Source organism: Pseudomonas syringae group sp. 26L6 (genome assembly GCF_032587815.1).
Classification (GTDB): domain Bacteria; phylum Pseudomonadota; class Gammaproteobacteria; order Pseudomonadales; family Pseudomonadaceae; genus Aquipseudomonas; species Aquipseudomonas amygdali.
This window is the reverse complement of sequence record NZ_JAWHPJ010000057.1, coordinates 261,664-280,723: the sequence shown is the minus strand read 5'-3', so window position 1 is coordinate 280,723 and position 19,060 is coordinate 261,664. Positions and strand designations below refer to the sequence as shown.

General features: G+C 59.8%; 18 protein-coding genes and 1 pseudogene. 9 read left to right on the top strand and 10 right to left on the bottom strand.

Annotated elements, in window-relative coordinates; translation table 11 throughout:
- Window positions 1-5 precede the first annotated feature (5 nt).
- From RYA97_RS26225 to RYA97_RS26185, 9 genes and pseudogenes are all read left to right on the top strand, one after another.
- A complete protein-coding gene (locus RYA97_RS26225; RefSeq protein WP_005779681.1) occupies window positions 6-1,007 on the top strand; it encodes an ABC transporter ATP-binding protein in 1,002 nt (333 codons plus the stop codon).
- Window positions 1,004-2,017 (top strand): ABC transporter ATP-binding protein, encoded by a 1,014-nt coding sequence (locus RYA97_RS26220; RefSeq protein WP_005757498.1) that lies wholly within the window; start codon window positions 1,004-1,006, stop codon window positions 2,015-2,017. Before RYA97_RS26225 ends, RYA97_RS26220 begins: the two co-directional genes overlap by 4 nt.
- Window positions 2,014-3,441 (top strand): M20 family metallopeptidase, encoded by a 1,428-nt coding sequence (locus RYA97_RS26215; protein WP_005744235.1) that lies wholly within the window; start codon window positions 2,014-2,016, stop codon window positions 3,439-3,441. Before RYA97_RS26220 ends, RYA97_RS26215 begins: the two co-directional genes overlap by 4 nt.
- On the top strand, window positions 3,438-4,589 hold the full coding sequence (locus RYA97_RS26210; RefSeq protein ID WP_005779688.1) for a M20 family metallopeptidase: 1,152 nt from the start codon (window positions 3,438-3,440) through the stop codon (window positions 4,587-4,589). The genes RYA97_RS26215 and RYA97_RS26210 overlap by 4 nt, the downstream gene beginning before the upstream one ends.
- A 125-nt stretch (window positions 4,590-4,714) precedes the next feature.
- A complete protein-coding gene (locus tag RYA97_RS26205; protein WP_046832682.1) occupies window positions 4,715-6,238 on the top strand; it encodes an amidase in 1,524 nt (507 codons plus the stop codon).
- Window positions 6,239-6,567: 329 nt separating this feature from the next.
- On the top strand, window positions 6,568-7,938 hold the full coding sequence (locus RYA97_RS26200; protein ID WP_010200327.1) for a DUF6861 domain-containing protein: 1,371 nt from the start codon (window positions 6,568-6,570) through the stop codon (window positions 7,936-7,938).
- Window positions 7,938-8,411 (top strand): hypothetical protein, encoded by a 474-nt coding sequence (locus tag RYA97_RS26195; RefSeq protein WP_004665578.1) that lies wholly within the window; start codon window positions 7,938-7,940, stop codon window positions 8,409-8,411. The genes RYA97_RS26200 and RYA97_RS26195 overlap by 1 nt, the downstream gene beginning before the upstream one ends.
- Before the next feature lie 101 nt (window positions 8,412-8,512).
- Window positions 8,513-8,973: pseudogene (locus RYA97_RS26190) on the top strand (SMI1/KNR4 family protein).
- A 132-nt stretch (window positions 8,974-9,105) separates the two neighbouring features.
- On the top strand, window positions 9,106-9,369 hold the full coding sequence (locus RYA97_RS26185) for a contact-dependent growth inhibition system immunity protein (protein WP_316893365.1): 264 nt from the start codon (window positions 9,106-9,108) through the stop codon (window positions 9,367-9,369).
- Between the two features lie 124 nt (window positions 9,370-9,493).
- Here the strand turns inward: RYA97_RS26185 and RYA97_RS26180 are convergent, their stop codons facing one another.
- The 10 genes from RYA97_RS26180 to phnG form a co-directional block, all read right to left on the bottom strand.
- The gene (locus tag RYA97_RS26180) at window positions 9,494-11,863 is read right to left on the bottom strand and encodes a glucose/quinate/shikimate family membrane-bound PQQ-dependent dehydrogenase (RefSeq protein ID WP_046832683.1); all 2,370 of its coding nucleotides are present in this window, start codon (window positions 11,861-11,863) and stop codon (window positions 9,494-9,496) included.
- A gap of 138 nt (window positions 11,864-12,001) precedes the next feature.
- Window positions 12,002-12,751 (bottom strand): phosphonate metabolism protein PhnP, encoded by a 750-nt coding sequence (phnP, locus tag RYA97_RS26175; RefSeq protein WP_005779697.1) that lies wholly within the window; start codon window positions 12,749-12,751, stop codon window positions 12,002-12,004.
- Window positions 12,742-13,308: a phosphonate metabolism protein/1,5-bisphosphokinase (PRPP-forming) PhnN gene (gene phnN / locus RYA97_RS26170; RefSeq protein ID WP_004665582.1), complete on the bottom strand. Its 567-nt coding sequence runs from the start codon at window positions 13,306-13,308 to the stop codon at window positions 12,742-12,744. The genes phnP and phnN overlap by 10 nt, the downstream gene beginning before the upstream one ends.
- Window positions 13,308-14,453 (bottom strand): alpha-D-ribose 1-methylphosphonate 5-triphosphate diphosphatase, encoded by a 1,146-nt coding sequence (locus RYA97_RS26165; protein ID WP_005732942.1) that lies wholly within the window; start codon window positions 14,451-14,453, stop codon window positions 13,308-13,310. The genes phnN and RYA97_RS26165 overlap by 1 nt, the downstream gene beginning before the upstream one ends.
- Window positions 14,447-15,163 (bottom strand): phosphonate C-P lyase system protein PhnL, encoded by a 717-nt coding sequence (gene phnL, locus RYA97_RS26160; protein ID WP_005744242.1) that lies wholly within the window; start codon window positions 15,161-15,163, stop codon window positions 14,447-14,449. Before phnL ends, RYA97_RS26165 begins: the two co-directional genes overlap by 7 nt.
- Window positions 15,164-15,204: 41 nt before the next feature.
- Entirely contained in the window at window positions 15,205-16,026 is an 822-nt protein-coding gene (phnK, locus tag RYA97_RS26155; protein ID WP_005744244.1) for a phosphonate C-P lyase system protein PhnK, read from the bottom strand.
- Window positions 16,023-16,895, bottom strand: coding sequence for an alpha-D-ribose 1-methylphosphonate 5-phosphate C-P-lyase PhnJ (locus tag RYA97_RS26150; RefSeq protein WP_162491491.1), 873 nt, complete (start codon window positions 16,893-16,895; stop codon window positions 16,023-16,025). The genes phnK and RYA97_RS26150 overlap by 4 nt, the downstream gene beginning before the upstream one ends.
- Before the next feature lie 11 nt (window positions 16,896-16,906).
- Entirely contained in the window at window positions 16,907-17,986 is a 1,080-nt protein-coding gene (locus RYA97_RS26145) for a carbon-phosphorus lyase complex subunit PhnI (protein WP_016981356.1), read from the bottom strand.
- Window positions 17,986-18,582 carry a phosphonate C-P lyase system protein PhnH gene (phnH, locus tag RYA97_RS26140; protein WP_005744247.1) on the bottom strand — a complete coding sequence of 199 codons (597 nt, stop codon included), beginning with the start codon at window positions 18,580-18,582 and terminating at the stop codon, window positions 17,986-17,988. The genes RYA97_RS26145 and phnH overlap by 1 nt, the downstream gene beginning before the upstream one ends.
- On the bottom strand, window positions 18,582-19,046 hold the full coding sequence (phnG, locus tag RYA97_RS26135) for a phosphonate C-P lyase system protein PhnG (RefSeq protein ID WP_005744248.1): 465 nt from the start codon (window positions 19,044-19,046) through the stop codon (window positions 18,582-18,584). The genes phnH and phnG overlap by 1 nt, the downstream gene beginning before the upstream one ends.
- Window positions 19,047-19,060 lie beyond the last annotated feature (14 nt).

Below are 19,060 nucleotides of genomic sequence, written 5' to 3'. Positions count from 1 at the left end.
CGCACATGGCGCTGTTGCATGTTGAAAACCTGCGTGTCGAGATTCCTCTCGGCCAAGACACGCTGCACGCAGTGCGCGGCCTGGATTTTCAGGTCGAGCGCGGCGAAATGCTGTGCATCGTCGGCGAGTCCGGCTGCGGCAAATCCCTGACTTCGCTGGCACTCATGGACCTGCTGCCGCGCAAGGCCCGGCGTACCGCAACGACGCTGAGCCTGGACGGCATCGATATGCTGACCCAGAGCGAGCGGCAGATGTGCGACCTGCGCGGCAACCGCCTGGCGATGATCTTTCAGGAGCCGATGACCTCTCTGAACCCGGCCTACAGCATCGGCGATCAGCTCAGCGAAGTGCTCACCCGACACCGCAAGGTGTCCCGCAAGGAGGCCCTGCAGCGCGCCGCGCAGATGCTCGAAAAAGTCGGGATCAGCAACGCCAGCGAACGCCTGCGTCAGTATCCACATCAATTGTCGGGCGGCCTGCGCCAGCGGGTGATCATCGCCATGGCACTGATGTGCGAACCGGACGTGATCATCGCCGACGAGCCGACCACCGCACTGGACGTGACCATTCAGGCACAGATCCTGCGCCTGATCCGCGACATTCAGAAGGAGCTGGGTCTGGCCGTGATCTTCATCACCCACGACCTGGGGCTGGTGGCACGTATCGCCGACCGGGTTGCGGTGATGTACGCCGGACAGATCGTCGAAACCGCCCCGGCGGTCGAGTTGTTCGGGAACCCGCAACACCCCTATACCCGCGGCTTGCTGGCGAGCATACCGATCCCCGGACGCACTCAACCGGGTCAGCCGCTGGGTTCGATTCCGGGGCTGGTGCCCAGCCTGGTGGGCGAGCAGCATGGCTGTGCATTTCGCAATCGCTGCTCGCTGGCAATCCCGGCCTGCGCCGAAGACGTGCCGCCAATCAATAGCCAGGACCACATGACCCGCTGCCTGTTTGCTTCAACGGGCGAAGAAACTGTATTGCACCGTGAGGGCATGACGTCATGAACAATCAGGCCCTTAACACGAGTGTCAAAAAAGACATTGCTCTGGAGCTGTGCGACATCCGTCGCGAATTCAGCATCAGCCGTGGCTTTTTCAAACCCAATGCCACTTTGAAAGCCGTCGACGGAGTGTCACTGCGCCTGATGCGCGGCGAAACCCTCGGGCTGGTCGGCGAATCGGGATGCGGCAAGAGCACTCTGGCCAAGATGCTGCTGGGCCTGCTCGCGCCCAGCAGCGGCGATGTGCTGGTCAACGGCAAACACCTCGCCGGAACCGACCGCAAGGAGATGGCACGGCGCATCCAGCCGATCTTTCAGGATCCTTACTCGTCGCTCAACCCGCGCAAGACCCTGCGCGAAATCGTCACTCTGCCGCTGATCGTGCATGACATCGGCACCCATACCGAACGTCGCCAGCGTGCCGAGGCGATGATGGACGTGGTCGGCTTGCCCAAGCGCGTGATCGACAGTTACCCGAGCCAGCTTTCCGGTGGCCAGCGCCAGCGGGTAGCGATTGCCCGGGCCCTGGTGATGCGCCCGGATGTGTTGATTTGCGACGAGCCGACCTCGGCACTCGACGTTTCGGTGCAGGCGCAAATTCTTAATCTGCTACAGGACCTGAAACAGGAATTCGGCCTGACGTACCTGCTGATCAGCCACAACCTGGCCGTCATCGAACACCTCGCCGACCGCGTCGCGGTGATGTACCTGGGGCGGATTGTCGAAGAGCGCAGCCGCGAATCGCTGTTCGCCAGACCCGGTCATCCCTACACGCAAGCGTTGCTGGACTCGGTACTAACCCCTGACCCGCATCTGGGCATTCCCGATCTGGGTTTGCACGGGACCTTCCCCAATCCTATGTCGCCGCCATCCGGCTGTGCCTTTCACCCGCGCTGCCCGGCCTGCATGGCGGTGTGCAAGGAGAAGTCTCCGGTGACTGGCCGCATGGAAGGCGGAACCGTGCGCTGCCACCTGCGCGACACCTCGAAAACCCTGGAGCTGATGCCCTCATGAGTAGCCGTTCGCACGCCATCGAAAACGTCACTGAACAGTTCGACAACGGCGCATTTTTCGCCCTGCTTGGCGAAAGCGTCGCCTATCCGACCCAGAGCCAGGAGGCCGAGAGCCTGCCGGAGCTTTATCGCTATCTGCACGAATTCATTACACCGCATGTCGAGCGTCTGGGTTTCAGCGTGGCGGTGCATGACAACCCGGTCGCCGGGCGTGGCCCCCTTATGATCGCGACCCGTATCGAAGACCCGGCCCTGCCGACCCTGCTCAGTTATGGTCATGGCGATGTGGTTCGCGGTTATGACGCGCAGTGGCAACCGGGCTTGTCGCCGTGGCAGGTCATCGAACGTGGCGAACGCTGGTACGGGCGTGGCACTGCGGACAACAAGGGCCAGCACCTGATCAACCTGACCGCTCTGGAGCAGACCCTCAAGGCACGCGACGGCAAGCTGGGTTTCAACGTCAAACTGCTGCTGGAAATGGGCGAAGAAGACGGCTCGCCGGGTCTTGGCGCGTTCTGCCAGGCCCACGCAGAAGAACTCGCCGCAGACATTTTCATCGCCTCCGACGGCCCACGCCTGGCAGCGGCGCGCCCTACCCTGTTTCTTGGCTCGCGCGGGGTGTTCAACTTCGAGCTGACGGTGAACCTGCGTGAAGGCGCGCACCATTCCGGCAACTGGGGCGGGCTGCTGGCCAACCCAGGCATCATTCTGGCCAACGCAATTGCCAGCATGGTCGATGCGCATGGCCGGGTGAAAGTCGCGGGCCTGATGCCGACAGCCATCCCCGATGCCGTGCGTACTGCGTTGGCGGATATCGAGGTCGGCGGCGGCCCCGGCGACCCGGACATCGACGCTGGCTGGGGCGACCCGGCGCTGTCGCTCAGCGAAAAAGTTTTCGGCTGGAACACCCTCGACGTTCTCGCCTTCAAGACCGGCAACCCGGACGCCCCGGTACACGCCATTCCCGGTAAAGCGCACGCGTTATGCCACATTCGCTTTGTGGTCGACAGCGATTACAACGCGTTCATTCCCGCCGTGCGTGCACACCTGGATGCGCACGGTTTCACCCAGGTCGAAGTCCGTCAGACGCGCATGGACGTAATGCACGCCACGCGCCTGTCACCCGACAGCCCGTGGGTCGGTTGGGCACTGGCATCGCTGGCCGTCACCACCGGCAAGAAGCCGGCACTGCTGCCCAATCTGGGCGGCTCGCTGCCCAATGACGTGTTCGCTGAAGTGCTGGGCCTGCCGACTGTCTGGGTGCCACACTCGTACCCGGCGTGCTCACAACATGCCCCCGACGAGCATTTGCTGGCACCGGTGGTCAAAGAAAGTCTGCAAATCATGGCCGGACTGTTCTGGGACCTGGGAACGGACGGCGTACGGCTGACCCGCGAGCATCGGATACAGGAGCTGAGTGAATGAATGAGGCACAACGGCAGGCCACCGACTGGCTGAGCGGGCAGTACGAGGCAATGGAGAAGCTGTTGCAGAGCCTGGTCGATACCGACTCCAACAGTTACGACAAGGCCGGAGTGGATGCGGTCGGCGAACTGCTCGCCGCGCAATTGCTGGCCGACGGGATCAGCGTCGAACGTATCCCGGTTGAGGGTTTCGGCGATGTGCTGCTGGCTGAATTGCCCGGCGGCCCCGGCAAGCCGGTGCTGCTGCTCGGCCATCGCGACACGGTATTTCCCAAAGGCACCACGTCCACTCGCGGCTATACCAAAAATGCCGAACTGGCTTATGGCCCTGGCGTGGCCGATATGAAAGGCGGACTGGTGCTGAACTGCTTTGCGCTGAAAGCGTTGAAGCGCATCGGCCCGCTGCCATTTCCGGTACAGATCCTCTATACCGGAGACGAAGAAATCGGCTCCGCCAGCGCTCGTGTTCACATCGAAAAGTACGCACGCCAGGCTCGCGCGGTGCTCAACCCGGAACCGGGACGCGCCAGCGGCAACGTGGTCAGTGCCCGCAAAGGCGGTGCCACGCTGATCATCGAAGTCAGCGGCCGCGCGGCGCATTCCGGGGTCAATCACGCCGACGGTGCCAGCGCGATTCAGGCGCTGGCGCACAAGGTGATCAAGCTGCATGCGTTGACCGACTACGCAGCGGGCATTACCACCAACGTCGGCTTGATCTCGGGCGGCACCTCCAGCAACACCGTTGCACCCAGCGCCACGGCGAAGCTCGATGTGCGCTTTGTCGAACTGCGCCAATGGGATGAAATTCTCGCCGCCGTCCAGGCCATTGTCGCCGAAGAGGAACTGCCCGGCACATCGGCCAGACTGCTGGAAGCCACGACCTTCCTGCCCATGGAAGCCCGGCACAGCACTGAACTGCTGAGTATTTATCAAGGTCTCGCGCAGGAACTGGGTTTCAGCGTGGAAGGTGAGTTCACCGGCGGCTGCGCCGACTCGGGCTTCACCGCCAGCCTGGGTATCCCTACCCTGTGCGGCCTCGGCCCGGTCGGCGGCAAGGTACACACCGACCGTGAGTATCTGGAGCTTGATACCCTGGTGCCCAGAGGCCAGGCGCTGGTGGCGACGATATTGGCGCTGGGGGATGCTTGAAGAGACTGCCCACGTGCTGCGCCCGACCTGGAAAAAGAGGCGCGACGCAGGTGTGTGACGCAGAGCGTCACGAAATGCATTCCCACGCGGAGCGTGCGGAACGATGACATTCGGGAGAACATTCCATGCAAAACCCATCCGAGCTCCTTGGCAAATCCGCCACCGAACTGCGTGCGCTGATCGGCAACAAACAGATCTCGCCAGTGGAATTGCTCGACGCCTGCATTGAGCGCATTGAAACCCTCAATCCGAAAATCAATGCGTTCGCCGCCACCTGTTTCAAGCGCGCCCGCGACGAGGCGCTGCTGGCCGAGCATGCAGTCCTGCAAGGCAAACCGCTGGGGCTGCTGCATGGCCTGCCAATCGGCATCAAGGATCTGGAAGAAACTGCCGGGGTACTCACCACTTACGGCTCACAATTGTTCCGCGACAACATCCCCGCGCAGGACAACCTGTTCGTCGCCCGCCTGCGTGCTGCCGGGGCAATCGTCGTCGGCAAGACCAATGTCCCGGAACTCGGCGCCGGAGCCAACACCCGCAACGTAGTCTGGGGCGCGACCGGCAACCCGTTCAATCCGGAACTCAACGCAGGCGGTTCCTCGGGTGGTTCAGCCGCCGCATTGGCTGTGGACATGGTGCCGTTGTGCAGCGGTTCAGATACCGGTGGTTCGTTGCGCATTCCCGCAGCACTGTGTGGCATCGTCGGCCTGCGACCCTCACCCGGCTTGGTACCGAGCGAACGCAAAAAACTCGGCTGGACGCCGATTTCCGTTGTTGGCCCGATGGGTCGCAATGTCGCCGACACGCTGCTGCAACTGCGCGCCAGCGCCGGGCTGGGGCAGTCTGATCCGTTGAGCTATGCCATTGCCGATGACGAATTTGCACCACGCACCGTCGACCTCAGCCAATTGCGGGTCGGCTACAGCGAAGACTTCGGCGCCTGCGCAGTCGATGACACAATCCGTGCCGTTTTCCGGGAAAAAATTAACGCACTGAGGCCGCTCTTCAAATCCTGCGAAGCCATCGACCTGAATCTGGGCAGCGCCCATCGCACCTTCGATGTACTGCGTGCCGAAGCCTTCGTTGCAGGGTTGCAGGACGCCCATGACCGCGACCCCGATGCGCTGGGACCCAACACCCGCGCCAACTTTGAGATGGGCGCCGCCATGTCGCTGCAGGACTGCGTCAAGGCGCACGGCGAGCAGAGCCGGATCTTTCGCGGTTTCCAAAAGCAATTCGAACACTACGACCTGATCCTCGCCCCGACCACGCCAGTCTCGCCCTTCCCGTGGAGCGAACTGTACCTGCGCGAAGTCAACGGTGTACCACTGGACAATTACTATCGCTGGCTGGCGCTGTGCTACACCATCACCCTGACCACCAACCCGGCACTGTCCCTGCCCTGCGGCACCGACCACAACGGCATGCCGTTCGGGTTACAGGTGATCGGCGGGTTCCGCGGCGACGCAAAACTGCTCGCCTGCGCCGAAGCGCTCGAACAGGCGACGACGAATGACCCACGCTTGTCCCGCCCACGCCCGGACCTGCAAAAATTGCTGGCCTCGGCGGTCGACCTGACGCACATCGTCACGCACCCACCGGTTTACGGCGGATCGAGAACGGGCAAGCCGGAGATTGGGGCGATGTAGTTGGGGATGTGTGAAGGAGCAAGACCAGACGCTCAAAAAACGTGCCGCACTTAACTTTTTAGCGATCAACCAAAAAAATTTTCAAACCACAGCGGTGAGAAAAAGCGCCGGTAATTCAATGCGTCACTTAGCTATCACAGTCGTGAACATCCAACTGCTATCTCATTGACATCATTGCGATCGTCGCACAAATGAGAAAAATGGCAGTATCTGAGATCGAATTGGCATGCCAGACGATCAGGCAAAGGTTACCTCTAGCGCAGGCTGTAGTCCGATGACTAAAGGATCGAGAATCGGAATTTACTCTTTTCAAGGACAGAGATGAATAAATGGATCTTTTAGCCAACGTCCCCAAATGGGACGACATCGAGCGAACACTCGATAACAAATTCAACCATCTGAATCAGTCTTTCGATCAAGGCTGGGAAAGCGCTTTCGATGGTTGGAACGGTTTCACTCGACGAGTCAGTAACGAGGCCACATTGGCCTTCGGCAGTATCGGCGGAAACCGCATCGAATCGGTGAAGTTGGCGATGGCCAAGTCCTATCCGATCATCCAGCTAAATCTGATGCGCAAATGGGCTTCCATAGACATTACGGAAATCCTTCCCGTCTTGCTGCAACTGGTCAAAGAGGTCGCCATGATCATGGGCGGCAGCGTGGCCGTCGGGACTCTTGTTGGTGGTGCGGCTGGGTCGCTAGCGTTCGGAGCGGGCGCTGTACCAGGAGCAATAGCAGGCAGCGGCATAGGCTTACAGGTCGGCAACCTGATTCTGTTGGGCATGGGGCTTTCAGCCATCGCTGATTATTTTTATCAAGGCCTCCCAGCTTGTCTCGCAACCCTTTATGAAGGCATGGTCACAGCCTGGAACGCAGAGGAAGGTGTCAAACCGCCGGGGCTCGATCCCACAGGCGCTTCTGCGTGGTTGATTGATGAGCGTATAGACGCTGCCGCGCGGCAACTTGCCAGAGGTCAGGAGCAATTAGTCATGCTCCTGCTGACTGCCATCGTTACCTACATCACACGAGGTCAGATCAAGGCCGGGATCGTAGGCAGCCTGGATGGCATTGCGGCACGTAGCGCAAAGCTTCAAGCGGACATGACTAATAAACAAATTGCGGGTTGGTTGGCTCGGAATGAGCAGAAGTTGCTGGCTCATCCTGAGTTGCGGAGGAGTGAGCCTTCACCGCTCCGGGGAGTGATGGACACCCAAGAGCCGCCAACTACACCCTCGCCATCTAATCGGCCAGATGCAAAAAAAGAATCCAACGACGTGGCAAATACCTCATCAAAACCAGAGTGGCTGCAGCGACTCGATGCAGGTAACGAGTTTAATAGAGTTCAATCAAAAAATTACCCCTACAATGAGGTCTACATACAGAGGCCTGACGGCAATGGCTATTACCGACTAGATTCATACAACCCAACAACTGGGGAAATCATATCACGTAAATTAACTCAATTTTCAAAGATATATGAATCCACCGCCAAAAGCTATATAAATGAAGCAATATCAAAGTACCCGAGTGGCTCTACTATAGCGAATGTTCCATCCAGTGGTTCTTTGGCAGGACAAAAATTACAGGGCGCTTTGATACTGGAAGTTCCACCTCAAACAGGTATAATACCCCAAACTATTTTAGACTCTGCAGACAAAGCAGGAGTTTTAATTAGAGATATCAACGGAAAGGTGTATTGATGAGTCCTTCTATTTTCTATTGCAAGTCCTGGTTCCGCCTTAAGCATCGTGCAATCGACCCTATGGACGAGGCTACCGCCAACGCTTTGCATTTGGCTAAAAAGCCTTATACAGCGTTGATAGGCTCAGACTCTAAACCAGCTTGTTTCGTAGAAATGATTTTAGACAAGAACATGGTGGGCGTTGGATTTCTGGATGACCATCAGCGCGAATACCTTACCTATCAGTTTCAATGCCTGGATTCAGAAACGCTTTTCCTCACGATGGCAACCCATCGTGAATTTGATGACGCTGGGAAAATCTCAGTTGGAACCAGCTACATCTTCAAAGAAAGCGGCGAGCTTTTGATTCGTCGGGAGCAGCTAAACCCACATAAGCTTGAGGAAGCCAAATCGCATTTCGAGCCTAAAGACAATTACGAAAAAATCCCCGAGTTCGGCGATTACTCAAACGTAACCAAAGTCAACAGATGAGCGTGGAAAGCCTCTAGCAAATACTGAACTATTTGAATTTTCAGGAGCAGATACAGGAGGTGGAACTAGATTTAACTGCGCGAATACTCACGAGTAATGAAATGACTAATTTGACAGCATTTGATCTTGGAAACCTTATGAAGACAAATGAGAATGTAGCAGCATTTTGAACACCTGCCGACGCTGTGGCCGATGAGTTGATTATTAAGGCAGAACAGCGTTTAGGTCACCCACTGCCTGACTCCTACAAATGGTTTTTACGGAATTATGCGGGAGGAGAAGTAGGCACCGAGGAGATTTGCAGTATCTACGGCATGGACTTCGATAGCATACAGGGTGGAGATATTGTCTTCCAACATATTAACGAACTCAAAAACAAGTCGACCACCCCAGAAAAATTGGTCATCAGCAGAACGGACCTTGGCGAAGTTTTCTTCTTTGACTATAATACTTACAAAACAATGAATGCCAGATCTTCTTGAAAATACCTTCAGGAGCAGCGATCCTCTATGCAGCGAATTTTTATGAGTATCTTGTCAAAAGAATAATCGCCCACTCCTAAACGCAAAGCCAAACTGCAGCCTAATAACATCCCATCAACAATTCCGCCTCGCCCATTCATATCAAGTAGATTCGCACCTTATATCATCAATTATCAAAAATTTAAGCCTGCCCCCATAACAAAAAGCCGGACATCCTCATAAAAACAGATCAATACGCCAACCTGAGCCGATTACTAGGCTGCTATTTTCATCAGGACTGGACGGAAGAGTTCTCGGACAGCAATCACGTGTTTGAAGAGATCGTAAAATGTGAACCCTTGAGCTGTTTGCGAGATAGCGTAAAAGAAATTGAGCATCTGTTAAGCCAGCCCATGACAGAAACAGACTACAGCGAAATAATGACAACCACATTGGGGTGCTATTTCGAGCCCAGCAGTGAACACACTCATTATTAGGATTGGCTATCCAAAATGGCCATTTACTTCACAAGCCAACAATAGCATCCATCTGTCCGCGAGACATCCAGCATGTGACATGACAAATCGAGGGGCAAAATCTGCCCCTCGACGTTGAAGCACGTTACTTGGGTAACGCGTAGGCAATCACGTAATCGCCACGATCCGGCGATTGGCGGGCACCGCCGGCGGTGAGCAGGATGTACTGCTTGCCGGTTTTGGGCGACACGTAGGTCATCGGGCCGGACTGGCTGCCGACTGGCAGACGGGCCTTCCAGATTTCATTGCCATTGCCGCTGTCGAAGGCGCGCAGGTAGAAGTCCTGGGTACCGGCGAAGAACAGCAAGCCCGACTGGGTAGACAACGAAGCGCCCAGCGTCGGCATGCCAATCGGAATCGGCAGGCCCATGCGGATGCCCATCGGACCTGTGTCTTTCACGGTGCCGACCGGAACCTGCCACATCAGCTTTTTGGTTTTCAGGTCAATCGCCGACATGGTGCCGAACGGCGGTGCCTGGCACGGAATGCCAACGGCAGACAGGAAGCGCTGGCGCATGGCACCAAACGGCGTGCCGGTCTGCGGCACGACGCCCATTTCGATACCACTGGCACCGGCGGCGATCTTGTCGCGCGGGATCATGTAGTTGGCCAGGCCCAGGCGCATGTCATTGACGAACATATAGTTGTTGGTCGGGTCGGCCGAGACGCTGCCCCAGTTCATGCCGCCCAGCGAGCCGGGGAACTGCAACGCAGGGTCCAGGCCTGGCGGTGTGTAAACGCCCTCGTGACGCATGCCTTTGAAAGCGATGCGGCACATCAGTTGGTCGAACGCCGTGGCACCCCACATGTCGGACTCTTTGAGGGTCTGGTTGCCAATCGACGGCATGTCCACCGAGAACGGCTGGGTCGGCGAATAGCGCTCGCCCGGCACATTACCCTGCGGCACAGGGCGTTCTTCGACACGCGAAATCGGCACGCCGGTTTCGCGGTTGAGCAGGAAAATCTCGCCCTGCTTGGTGACTTGCGCCAATGCTGGCTGCGTACCGCCCTTGCCGTCCGGGATGTCATACAGCAACGGTTGCGCCGGAATGTCGAAGTCCCACAGATCGTGGTGGGTCATCTGGAAGTTCCAGCGAACCTGACCGGTCTTTACGTCCACCGCAACGACTGACGAAGACCATTTGTCGTCCTGCTCGGTACGCGTCCCGCCGAAGAAATCGGGTGTGGCGTTACCGGTCGGCAGGTAGATCAGGCCGAGCTTGTCATCGTAGGACATGGCCGACCAGACGTTCGGCGTGCCACGCGTGTAGGTTTCGCCTGCTGGCGGACGCTTGTTGGTATTCGGGTTACCCGGATCCCATGCCCAGACCAGCTCGCCGCTGTGTACGTCGAAAGCACGCACCACGCCTGGAGGTTCGCCGGTGGAGAAGTTGTCGGCAACCCGACCGCCCACCACAACCACATTGCCCGCCACCAGCGGCGTCGAGGTCTGCTGGTAGTAGCCTTCCTTGACTTCGCCCATGTCGGTTTTCAGATCGACTACGCCTTGATTACCAAAGTCCTTGCAGGTTTCGCCGGTCCTGGCATCGAGTGCGATCAGGCGAGCGTCGCCAGTCGGCAGAAACACGCGTGTGGCGCACGCGGCGGCTGGCTGGGCAGGTGCGTCGGGTGCAGCTGCGGGTGCGGCGAAGTAGCCCAGGCCTCGGCAGCGCTGCCAGTTGGGCGCACTGCCCTGCGGGTCGAACTTCCAGCGCTGAGTGCCGGTGTCAGCATCCAGTGCGAATACTTTGCCGTAGGCGGTGCAGGTGTAGACCGTGTCGCCGACCTGCAGCGGGGTGTTCTGGTCTTCTGCACCGGCACCTGTGCTCTGCGGAATGTCGCCGGTGTGGAAGGTCCAGGCAACCTGCAGCTTGTCGACGTTGCTCTTGTTGATCTGGTCCAGAGCAGCGAACCGGTTACCTGCCGGCGTATTGCCCCAGTGTGCCCAGTCCTTCTGCTCGGCACCCGGCGCCACCGGGACAATAGGCGGCACGCTGCTGGCGCTGACCACATGGCTCGGAACGAACATGTAGCCAATGGTCGCCACAACACCGATGGCCAGCATGCCGGCCAGGCCATATGCGCCACGACCCGCCTGAGCACCCGAAGCGCGCACCAGTGCCGGGTAGATCAGCGCAATCACCAGGCCGATCACGGCAAAGGTCAATAGGCGGGACACCAGCGGCCAATAGTGCAGGCCTGCATCCCAGATAGCCCAGATGGCGGTCAGTACCAGGGCGATGCCATACAACAAAGCACCTTTGGGTTTGCGCGCGGCGATCAGCGCACCACTGATCAGCATCGCCAGTCCCATCAGCAGGAAGAACCAGCTGCCGCCCAATGTCACCAGATAGCCGCCGCCACCTGCCAGACCGAGCCCGATCAGGGCGATCAGTACTCCCAGCCCAAGCAGCAGCAACCTGCCGCCAGTTCCTGTGTCTTGCTTGTTTGTCATTTTTCAAACCTGTCGGATTTTTACAGCCGAACAGAATGTACCAAACGGTTCATAATGACAAATTGTCGCAGGCTGCCAAGCTTCTGGAACAGGCTTTTGCGGGCGATCAGCGCACAGTTTTTGCGTTTATGCGCACGCCTATAGCGCCATGCCGTCCCGACCGATCAATACATGGCCCGGCAGTCCTGGCGGCAGCCCCATCAACCACGCATCCAGCGTATGGCCGATGTGCGTCAATACCGCCTTGCCCGGTCGCAACTGGTCGATGGTTTGCAGCGCCAGGGTCAGGTCATTGTGATTGCGTGGCGGCTGAGGCTGTGGGGGCATGGAACAATCGAGAATCAACACATCCAGCGGTTGGCGTTGCAAAAACTCGCAGGTCGCGTCGGGCAAGCCGACTGTGTCGGTCAGGTAGGCAAAACGTTGCCCGTCGCCTTCAAACATGTAGCCGAACGTGGGCTTGGAGTGCGTCAGCGGCAACGCCGTGACCTGCAGTGCGCCCAGTGCCCGGGTTTCGAAGGCTGCAAACGGCTGGCTGAAATCGAGAATGCCGGGGTGCTTGTAGAGGTCGGCCAGGCCTTCCGGGTCCGCCGGGCCGTGGACCGGAATCACCAGCCCCTGGCCCCAGCGCAGATGCAGCAGGCCCTGGGCATGGTCGGCATGGTAATGCGTCTGCAGGATGCCATTCAGGCTGCGCGGCGGGAAACGTTCGGTAAGGTCGGTCAGGCCGCTGTCGATCAACCAGCGCTGATCGGCGCATTCAATCAGCGCACTGCACGGCAAGCGTCGCAGGTCCTGATTCGCCCGCGCCGCCGAGCAGGCCGGGCACTGGCAACCGTAGACCGGCACCTGTCGTGCGTCACCGGTGCCCAGCAGGGTCAGGCGCATGCGTCACGCCGCTCCATCAGGCCGATAAGCGTGGCGACGGTCTGTTGCAGATCACCCGAATTATCCAGCGGGAAGACCTGCGGATTGTTCGCCAGTAAATCCCCGGCAAAGCGCGAGTTGCGCGCTAGGCGCTCCTCGATTTCCGCAAGGGTTTCCCTGTTGCGCGCCAACAGCCGTTGGCGCAGCACGTCCTGATTGACGGTCAGCAGCACCGCCAGCAGCGTCGGGTAACGCAATTGCGCTTTCTGCAGATGCGCCCGGGAGCCGTTGATCAACACGTCGTGGCCCTCCAGCAGCCACTGATCGATCTCGATGGGGATGCCGTAGTGCAAGCCATTGGCCTGCCAGCTCAAGGCAAACGCGCCACGCTCGCGCATCTGCTCGAACTGTTCGACCGTCACCGCCTGTGCCGCCTCGCCCACCGCTTCGGCAGAACGGGTGATCACCCGCCGTACAACCCGGCAGTTGCGTTGCGCCAGCGTTTCACGGGCTGCATCCAGCAGGCTGTCCTTGCCTGAACCGGACGGCCCGATGAGATAGATCAACCTGCCAACCATCAAAACACCCTCTTGCCTTGTCGCCAGACCTTGTCGATAACCGGCAGGCCTGCATGATTGCGCGCCTGAATCAGATCAGCGCGCAGACCGATGCGAATCTCGCCCCGATCCGCCAACCCTGCCGCAACGGCGGGCGTGCGGCTGACCATATTGATCGCGTGCGGCAGCTCGCAGTCGTTGTCCTGTTCGGCCAGCATGAACGCGGCCTGCAACAGGCTGGCCGGGTAGTAATCGCTGGACAGAATGTCCAGCAGCCCGTGTCGGGCCAGCGATGCTGCCGCCACGTTACCGGAGTGCGAGCCGCCGCGCACGATGTTCGGTGCGCCCATCAGCACACTCATGCCCAGTTGCCGACAGCCGCGGGCCGCTTCGAGTGTGGTCGGGAATTCGGCGATGTTCATGCCGAAACCTGCCGATTCCTCGACATGTGCCATGGTTGCGTCGTCGTGGCTCGCAATCGACAGGCCGCGCGCCAGGCACAGTTCGACAATCGCGCGCCGGTAGCGGTCGGCATACTCGGTGGAATTGGCCACCTGTTCGACGATAAAGCGGTCCATTTCCTCATGACTCATGTGGTACTTGCCCATGTAGTACTCGCGGTACTTGGACTCCAGGGCAAATTGGCGCTGGCCGGGCGCGTGGTCCATCACCGAAACCAGTTGCACCAGTGGCTGGTCCACCAGGTCACGAAACACGCTCAGGGTATCCGGATGACTGACCTCACAACGCAGGTGCAACAGGTGCTCGGCGCGGGTCAGGCCCGCTGCGTTGGCGTCGGCAATCGCCTGAAGCATTGCGGGCAGTTGCTGCATGCGCTTGCCTTTGGGGTTGATGTCGCCAATAGACAGTGCATCGAACACCGTGGTAATCCCGGCCGCGACAATTTGCGCATCATGGCTGATCACCGCCGACATCGACGGCCAGTCGACACCCGGCCGCGGCGACAGGTGCTTCTCCAGATTGTCGGTGTGCAACTCCACCAGGCCCGGCAGCAGGTAATCGCCCTGCATGTCCTGAGCCTGGCTCAGTTGGCTGCGCCCGCTCTGAACCTCGGCAATCAGGCCGTCGCGGACCACGACTGTGCCGACGAACACCTGCTCGGCAGTCACCACACGGGCGTTACTAAAGATCTGTTCGTTCAGCATTGCAGCAACTCCTTGGCGGTGAGGTCCACCGGGCTCATGTCGAGTTGACGATTGGCGACTGCCTCACGGGCGTCGCGGTCATGAAAAATACCGATCAGTGCGGCACCGGCCTGTTTGGCCTCGTCGACCAGCTCCAGCACCACCTGACGGTTGGCGTCGTCCAGCGAAGCCGTCGGTTCGTCGAGCAATAAAACCGGCCACGGCACCATGAATGCCCGGGCGATGTTGATACGCTGCTGTTCACCACCGGAAAAGGTGCTGGGAGCCAGTGGCCAAAGGCGCTGGGGAATGTTCAGCCGGTTCAGCAGCAGTTGCGCGCGCTCCTGAGCCTGTTCGCGCGACCATCCGCGTGCGAGTGCCGGCTCCATCACTACATCCAGGCTGGAGACACGCGGAATGACGCGCAAGAACTGGCTGACATAGCCGAGCGTTTTGCGCCGCACCTCAAGCACCTGGCGCGGGGTTGCCCCGACCAGTTCGGTCCACTCGCCTTCGTGCTGTACGCGGATGCTGCCAGCGGCAGGCAGGTAGTTGCCGTACAAAGTGCGCAACAATGTGCTTTTGCCCGCGCCGGACTGCCCGCTGAGCACCAGGCATTCGCCAGCGCGCACCGAGAAACTGAGCCCGCGCAGCACATCGAGGACCACGCCGTTGTGCTGGTGCAGGGTGAAGGTTTTCGACAGGTCACGGACCTCGATCAAGGTTGTCATCGGGCTCACCTCTTCTGTACAGGCTGTTCGGACAGTGCGGCTCATGGCTGCAATACCGAGGACACCAGCAGTTGTGAATACGGATGCTGCGGGTCATCGAGAATCTGGTCAGTCAGGCCGCTTTCGACCACTTCCGAGCGACGCATGACCATCAGCCGATCAGCCAGCAACCGTGCGACCGCCAGGTCGTGAGTGACGATGACCACGGCCAGGTCCAGCTCTCGAACCAGACCACGCAACAGGTCGAGCAACCGCGCCTGCACCGACACGTCCAGCCCGCCGGTGGGTTCGTCCATGAACACCAGTCTGGGGCTGGACACCAGGTTGCGGGCGATTTGCAGGCGTTGCTGCATGCCGCCGGAAAATGTGCGCGGCAGATCATCAATGCGCAGCGGGTCGATCTCGACCTGGCTCAGCCAATCCAGCGCTGCACTGCGCAATTGCTGATAATTGCGCACGCCCTGGGCCATCAGGCGCTCGCCGATATTGGCTCCGGCAGAGACGCCCATGCGCAAACCGTCACGCGGGTTCTGCTCGACAAAGCCCCACTCGGTACGTAACAAGGTGCGACGTTGCGCCTCACTGGAACTGTACAAATCAAACCAGTTGCCATCCTTGCTTCGATAATCGATGTTGCCGCGATCCGGCGGGCAGCGCCCGCTCAACAGCGACAGCAGCGTGGACTTCCCCGAGCCGGACTCGCCAACGATGCCCAGCACTTCGCCGGGGTACAGATCGAAACTGACGTCCTGACAGCCCTTCTGCACACCGTACAGGCGAGTCAAGCCGCGTACCTTGAGCAGCGGCTGCACAGCGTCAGGAAGGCGCCCGCCCGCCGCGTCCAACGAACGTGCACTGATCATCGGTCGTTCTCCTGCTGCTTGACGCGCTGGGCGCAGTAATCGGTGTCGGAGCAGACAAAGCTCTGCGTCCCGGCATCGTCGAGAATCAGCTCGTCGAGAAAGGACTCATGGCTGCCGCAGATTGCGCAGGACTGCTCCCAGCGCTGCACTTCAAACGGGTGATCTTCAAAGTCCAGACTTACCACCCGGGTAAACGGCGGTACGGCATACAGACGCTTTTCCCGTCCCGCACCAAACAGCATCAGCGCAGGGCTCATGTGCAGCTTGGGGTTGTCGAATTTAGGGATCGGCGACGGGTCCATCACGTAACGCTCATCGACCATCACCGGGTAGGCGTAACTGGTAGCGATGTGGCCGAAGGTAGCGATGTCTTCGTAGAGCTTGACGTGCATGACGCCGTAATCGTCCAGCGCGTGCATGGTGCGGGTCTCGGTTTCCGAAGGCTCGATGAAACGCAGCGGCTCGGGAATCGGCACCTGATAGACCATGATCTGATCGGCGTGCAACGGTGTTTCCGGAATGCGGTGACGGGTCTGGATGACAGTCGCCTCGGGGGTGCGCTCGGTGGTGGCGATACCGGCCGTACGGGCAAAGAAACGCCTGATCGAGACTGCGTTGGTGGTGTCGTCAGCGCCCTGGTCGATGACCTTGAGCACATCATCGGCACCCAGGATCGCAGCGGTCAGCTGCATCCCGCCGGTGCCCCAACCATAAGGCAGCGGCATCTCGCGCCCGCCGAACGGTACCTGATAACCGGGAATCGCTACCGCCTTGAGCAAGGCACGGCGAATCATGCGTTTGGTCTGCTCGTCCAGATACGCGAAGTTGTAGGCGTCATCCCGTGCGGACCTTTGCTCTGCGGTGTTCATCGGTGCATTAGTCATTGGTCGCTCTCCGGTTGCGGTGCGGACTTGCGCAGCTTGCGGATCAACTCCAGCTCGGACTGGAAGTCCACGTAATGCGGCAGCTTGAGGTGCGAGACAAAACCGGCCGCCTCGACGTTGTCGCAATGCGCCAGCACGAACTCTTCCTGCTGGGCCGGCGAGCGGACTTCTTCGTTGAATTCCCCGGCGCGCAACGAGCGGTCCACCAGCGCCATGCCCATTGCCTTGCGCTCTGCGTTGCCGAATGCCAGGCCGTAGCCACGGGTGAACTGCGCAGGTTCGCTGGCCGAGCCGACGAACTGGTTGACCATCTCGCACTCGGTCACTTCGATGTCGCCGATCACAATCGAAAAACCCAGTTCTTCAGGCTCTATCCAGACCTCTACCTCGCCGATGCGGATTTCCCCGGCGAACGGATGGTTGCGGCCGTAACCACGTTGGGTCGAATAACCCAGCGCCAGCAGGAAACCCTCATCGCCACGGGCCAGCGCCTGCAAACGCTGGGCACGACTGGACGGATACTCCAGCGGTTCGCGGGTGATGTCCGCGACGCTCTCGCCATCGTCCACTTCAGGTTTGATCAACCCTTCTTTGGCCAGCAACCCCAGCACTCGCGGGCAGGGTTGCAGCGTTGCATCCGGCGCCACGTCCGGGCCAGGGTGCTCGCCTTCGGCCAGCAAGGTGAAATCCAGCAGGCGGTGGGTGTAGTCAAATGTCGGGCCCAGCAATTGCCCGCCGGGGACGTCCTTGAACGTGGCAGACAAGCGCCGGTTGAGCTGCATGTTCGAGGTGTCGATGGGCACGCTGGCGCAAAAACGCGTCAGCGTCGTTCGGTAGGCGCGCAGCAGAAAGATCGCTTCGATCAAATCCCCCGCCGATTGCTTGATCGCCAGTGCGGCCAGCGGCGGGTCGTACAGCGAACCCTCGCTCATGACTCGCGCAACCGCCAGTGGCAACTGCTGGCGGATCTGCTCGACATCGAGCTCGGCAATGCTTGTATCGCCACGGCGCTTGTTGGCCAACAGGCGGTGGGCGTTATCGATGGCCTGTTCGCCACCCTTCACGGCGACGTACATCAGGCACACTCCTGCACGCGGGTGCTGCGTGGCAAGCCGAGCATCTGGTTGCCCGACACAAAGAACACGTCCAGCCCACAGGGGAAGACATTCCGTGCTTCACGCTCGGTCCAGAACGCTTCGTCCAGCGGCAAGGCCACAGAATTTTGCTGCTCGATGCCGGGACCGCTCCAGGCAAGGGTCTGTCCGCCTTGCAGGCCTGGCAACTGAATCAGCAAGGTGCAGGACTGATCAGGGTAACGGTCGTTGCCGGTATCGAAACCGTGCAGGTCCCCGACAGTCGACGCATCGAGCAACGCGAAACGGGCAGCACTCCGGTCAGTGACAATCGGGCTGCCGCAATGAAAGGCAATATTCGCGCGAATCGCCGGGGTATCAAACTCAGGGGCAAGCCAGAGCGGAGTGTCCAGGTCCAGCAGCGCCAGGCACAAGGCATGAGTGGCACTGTCCAGGCCCTGCAAGGCAGGCGGCTGATGTCTGGTGGGCAGGGTCTGGATCACACCCGGACCGCACAAAGCCTTGAGAGCTATGCGAAAACTGCGCTGGGCATCCAGCACCGGATCGGTGAAGGCAGGTTGCAGAAGGACGGCATTCATCAGTCTTCTCCTCGGACCAGGGTAAAGAATTCCACTTTGGTTGCAGCGGCTTCTGCGTCCTTGCGTGCCCGACGCTCGGCTTGCGCACGCGCCAGGGGCTCGATCAGTTCGGATAGCCACCAGGCCTGTTGCGCGCCTTGCAAATGGGCATCAGCCAGCGCCGCCAGTTCGGCATGGCGCTTGTCGCGTCCGGCCAGGTAGCTGTAACCCGTGCGCCCATCGGCCAGACGGACCACGCAGCGGGTAACGCTCATCTCGCCAAGATTGAACGCCGAACCGGTGCCGCCCATGCGACCACGCACCAGGGTCATGCCGATTTCCGGGGCACGGATTATCTGGTAATCGGTGTCGCGCAACGCCGCCTCGTGACGCTGCAACTGTTCGCGGCTCGGCTCATCGACAAGGGCGCGCGCCAGTACGCCCATCCAGTGCTGCCGCGCGGCCGTTTCAGGGGTTGCTTGCATGGAACACCTCGATG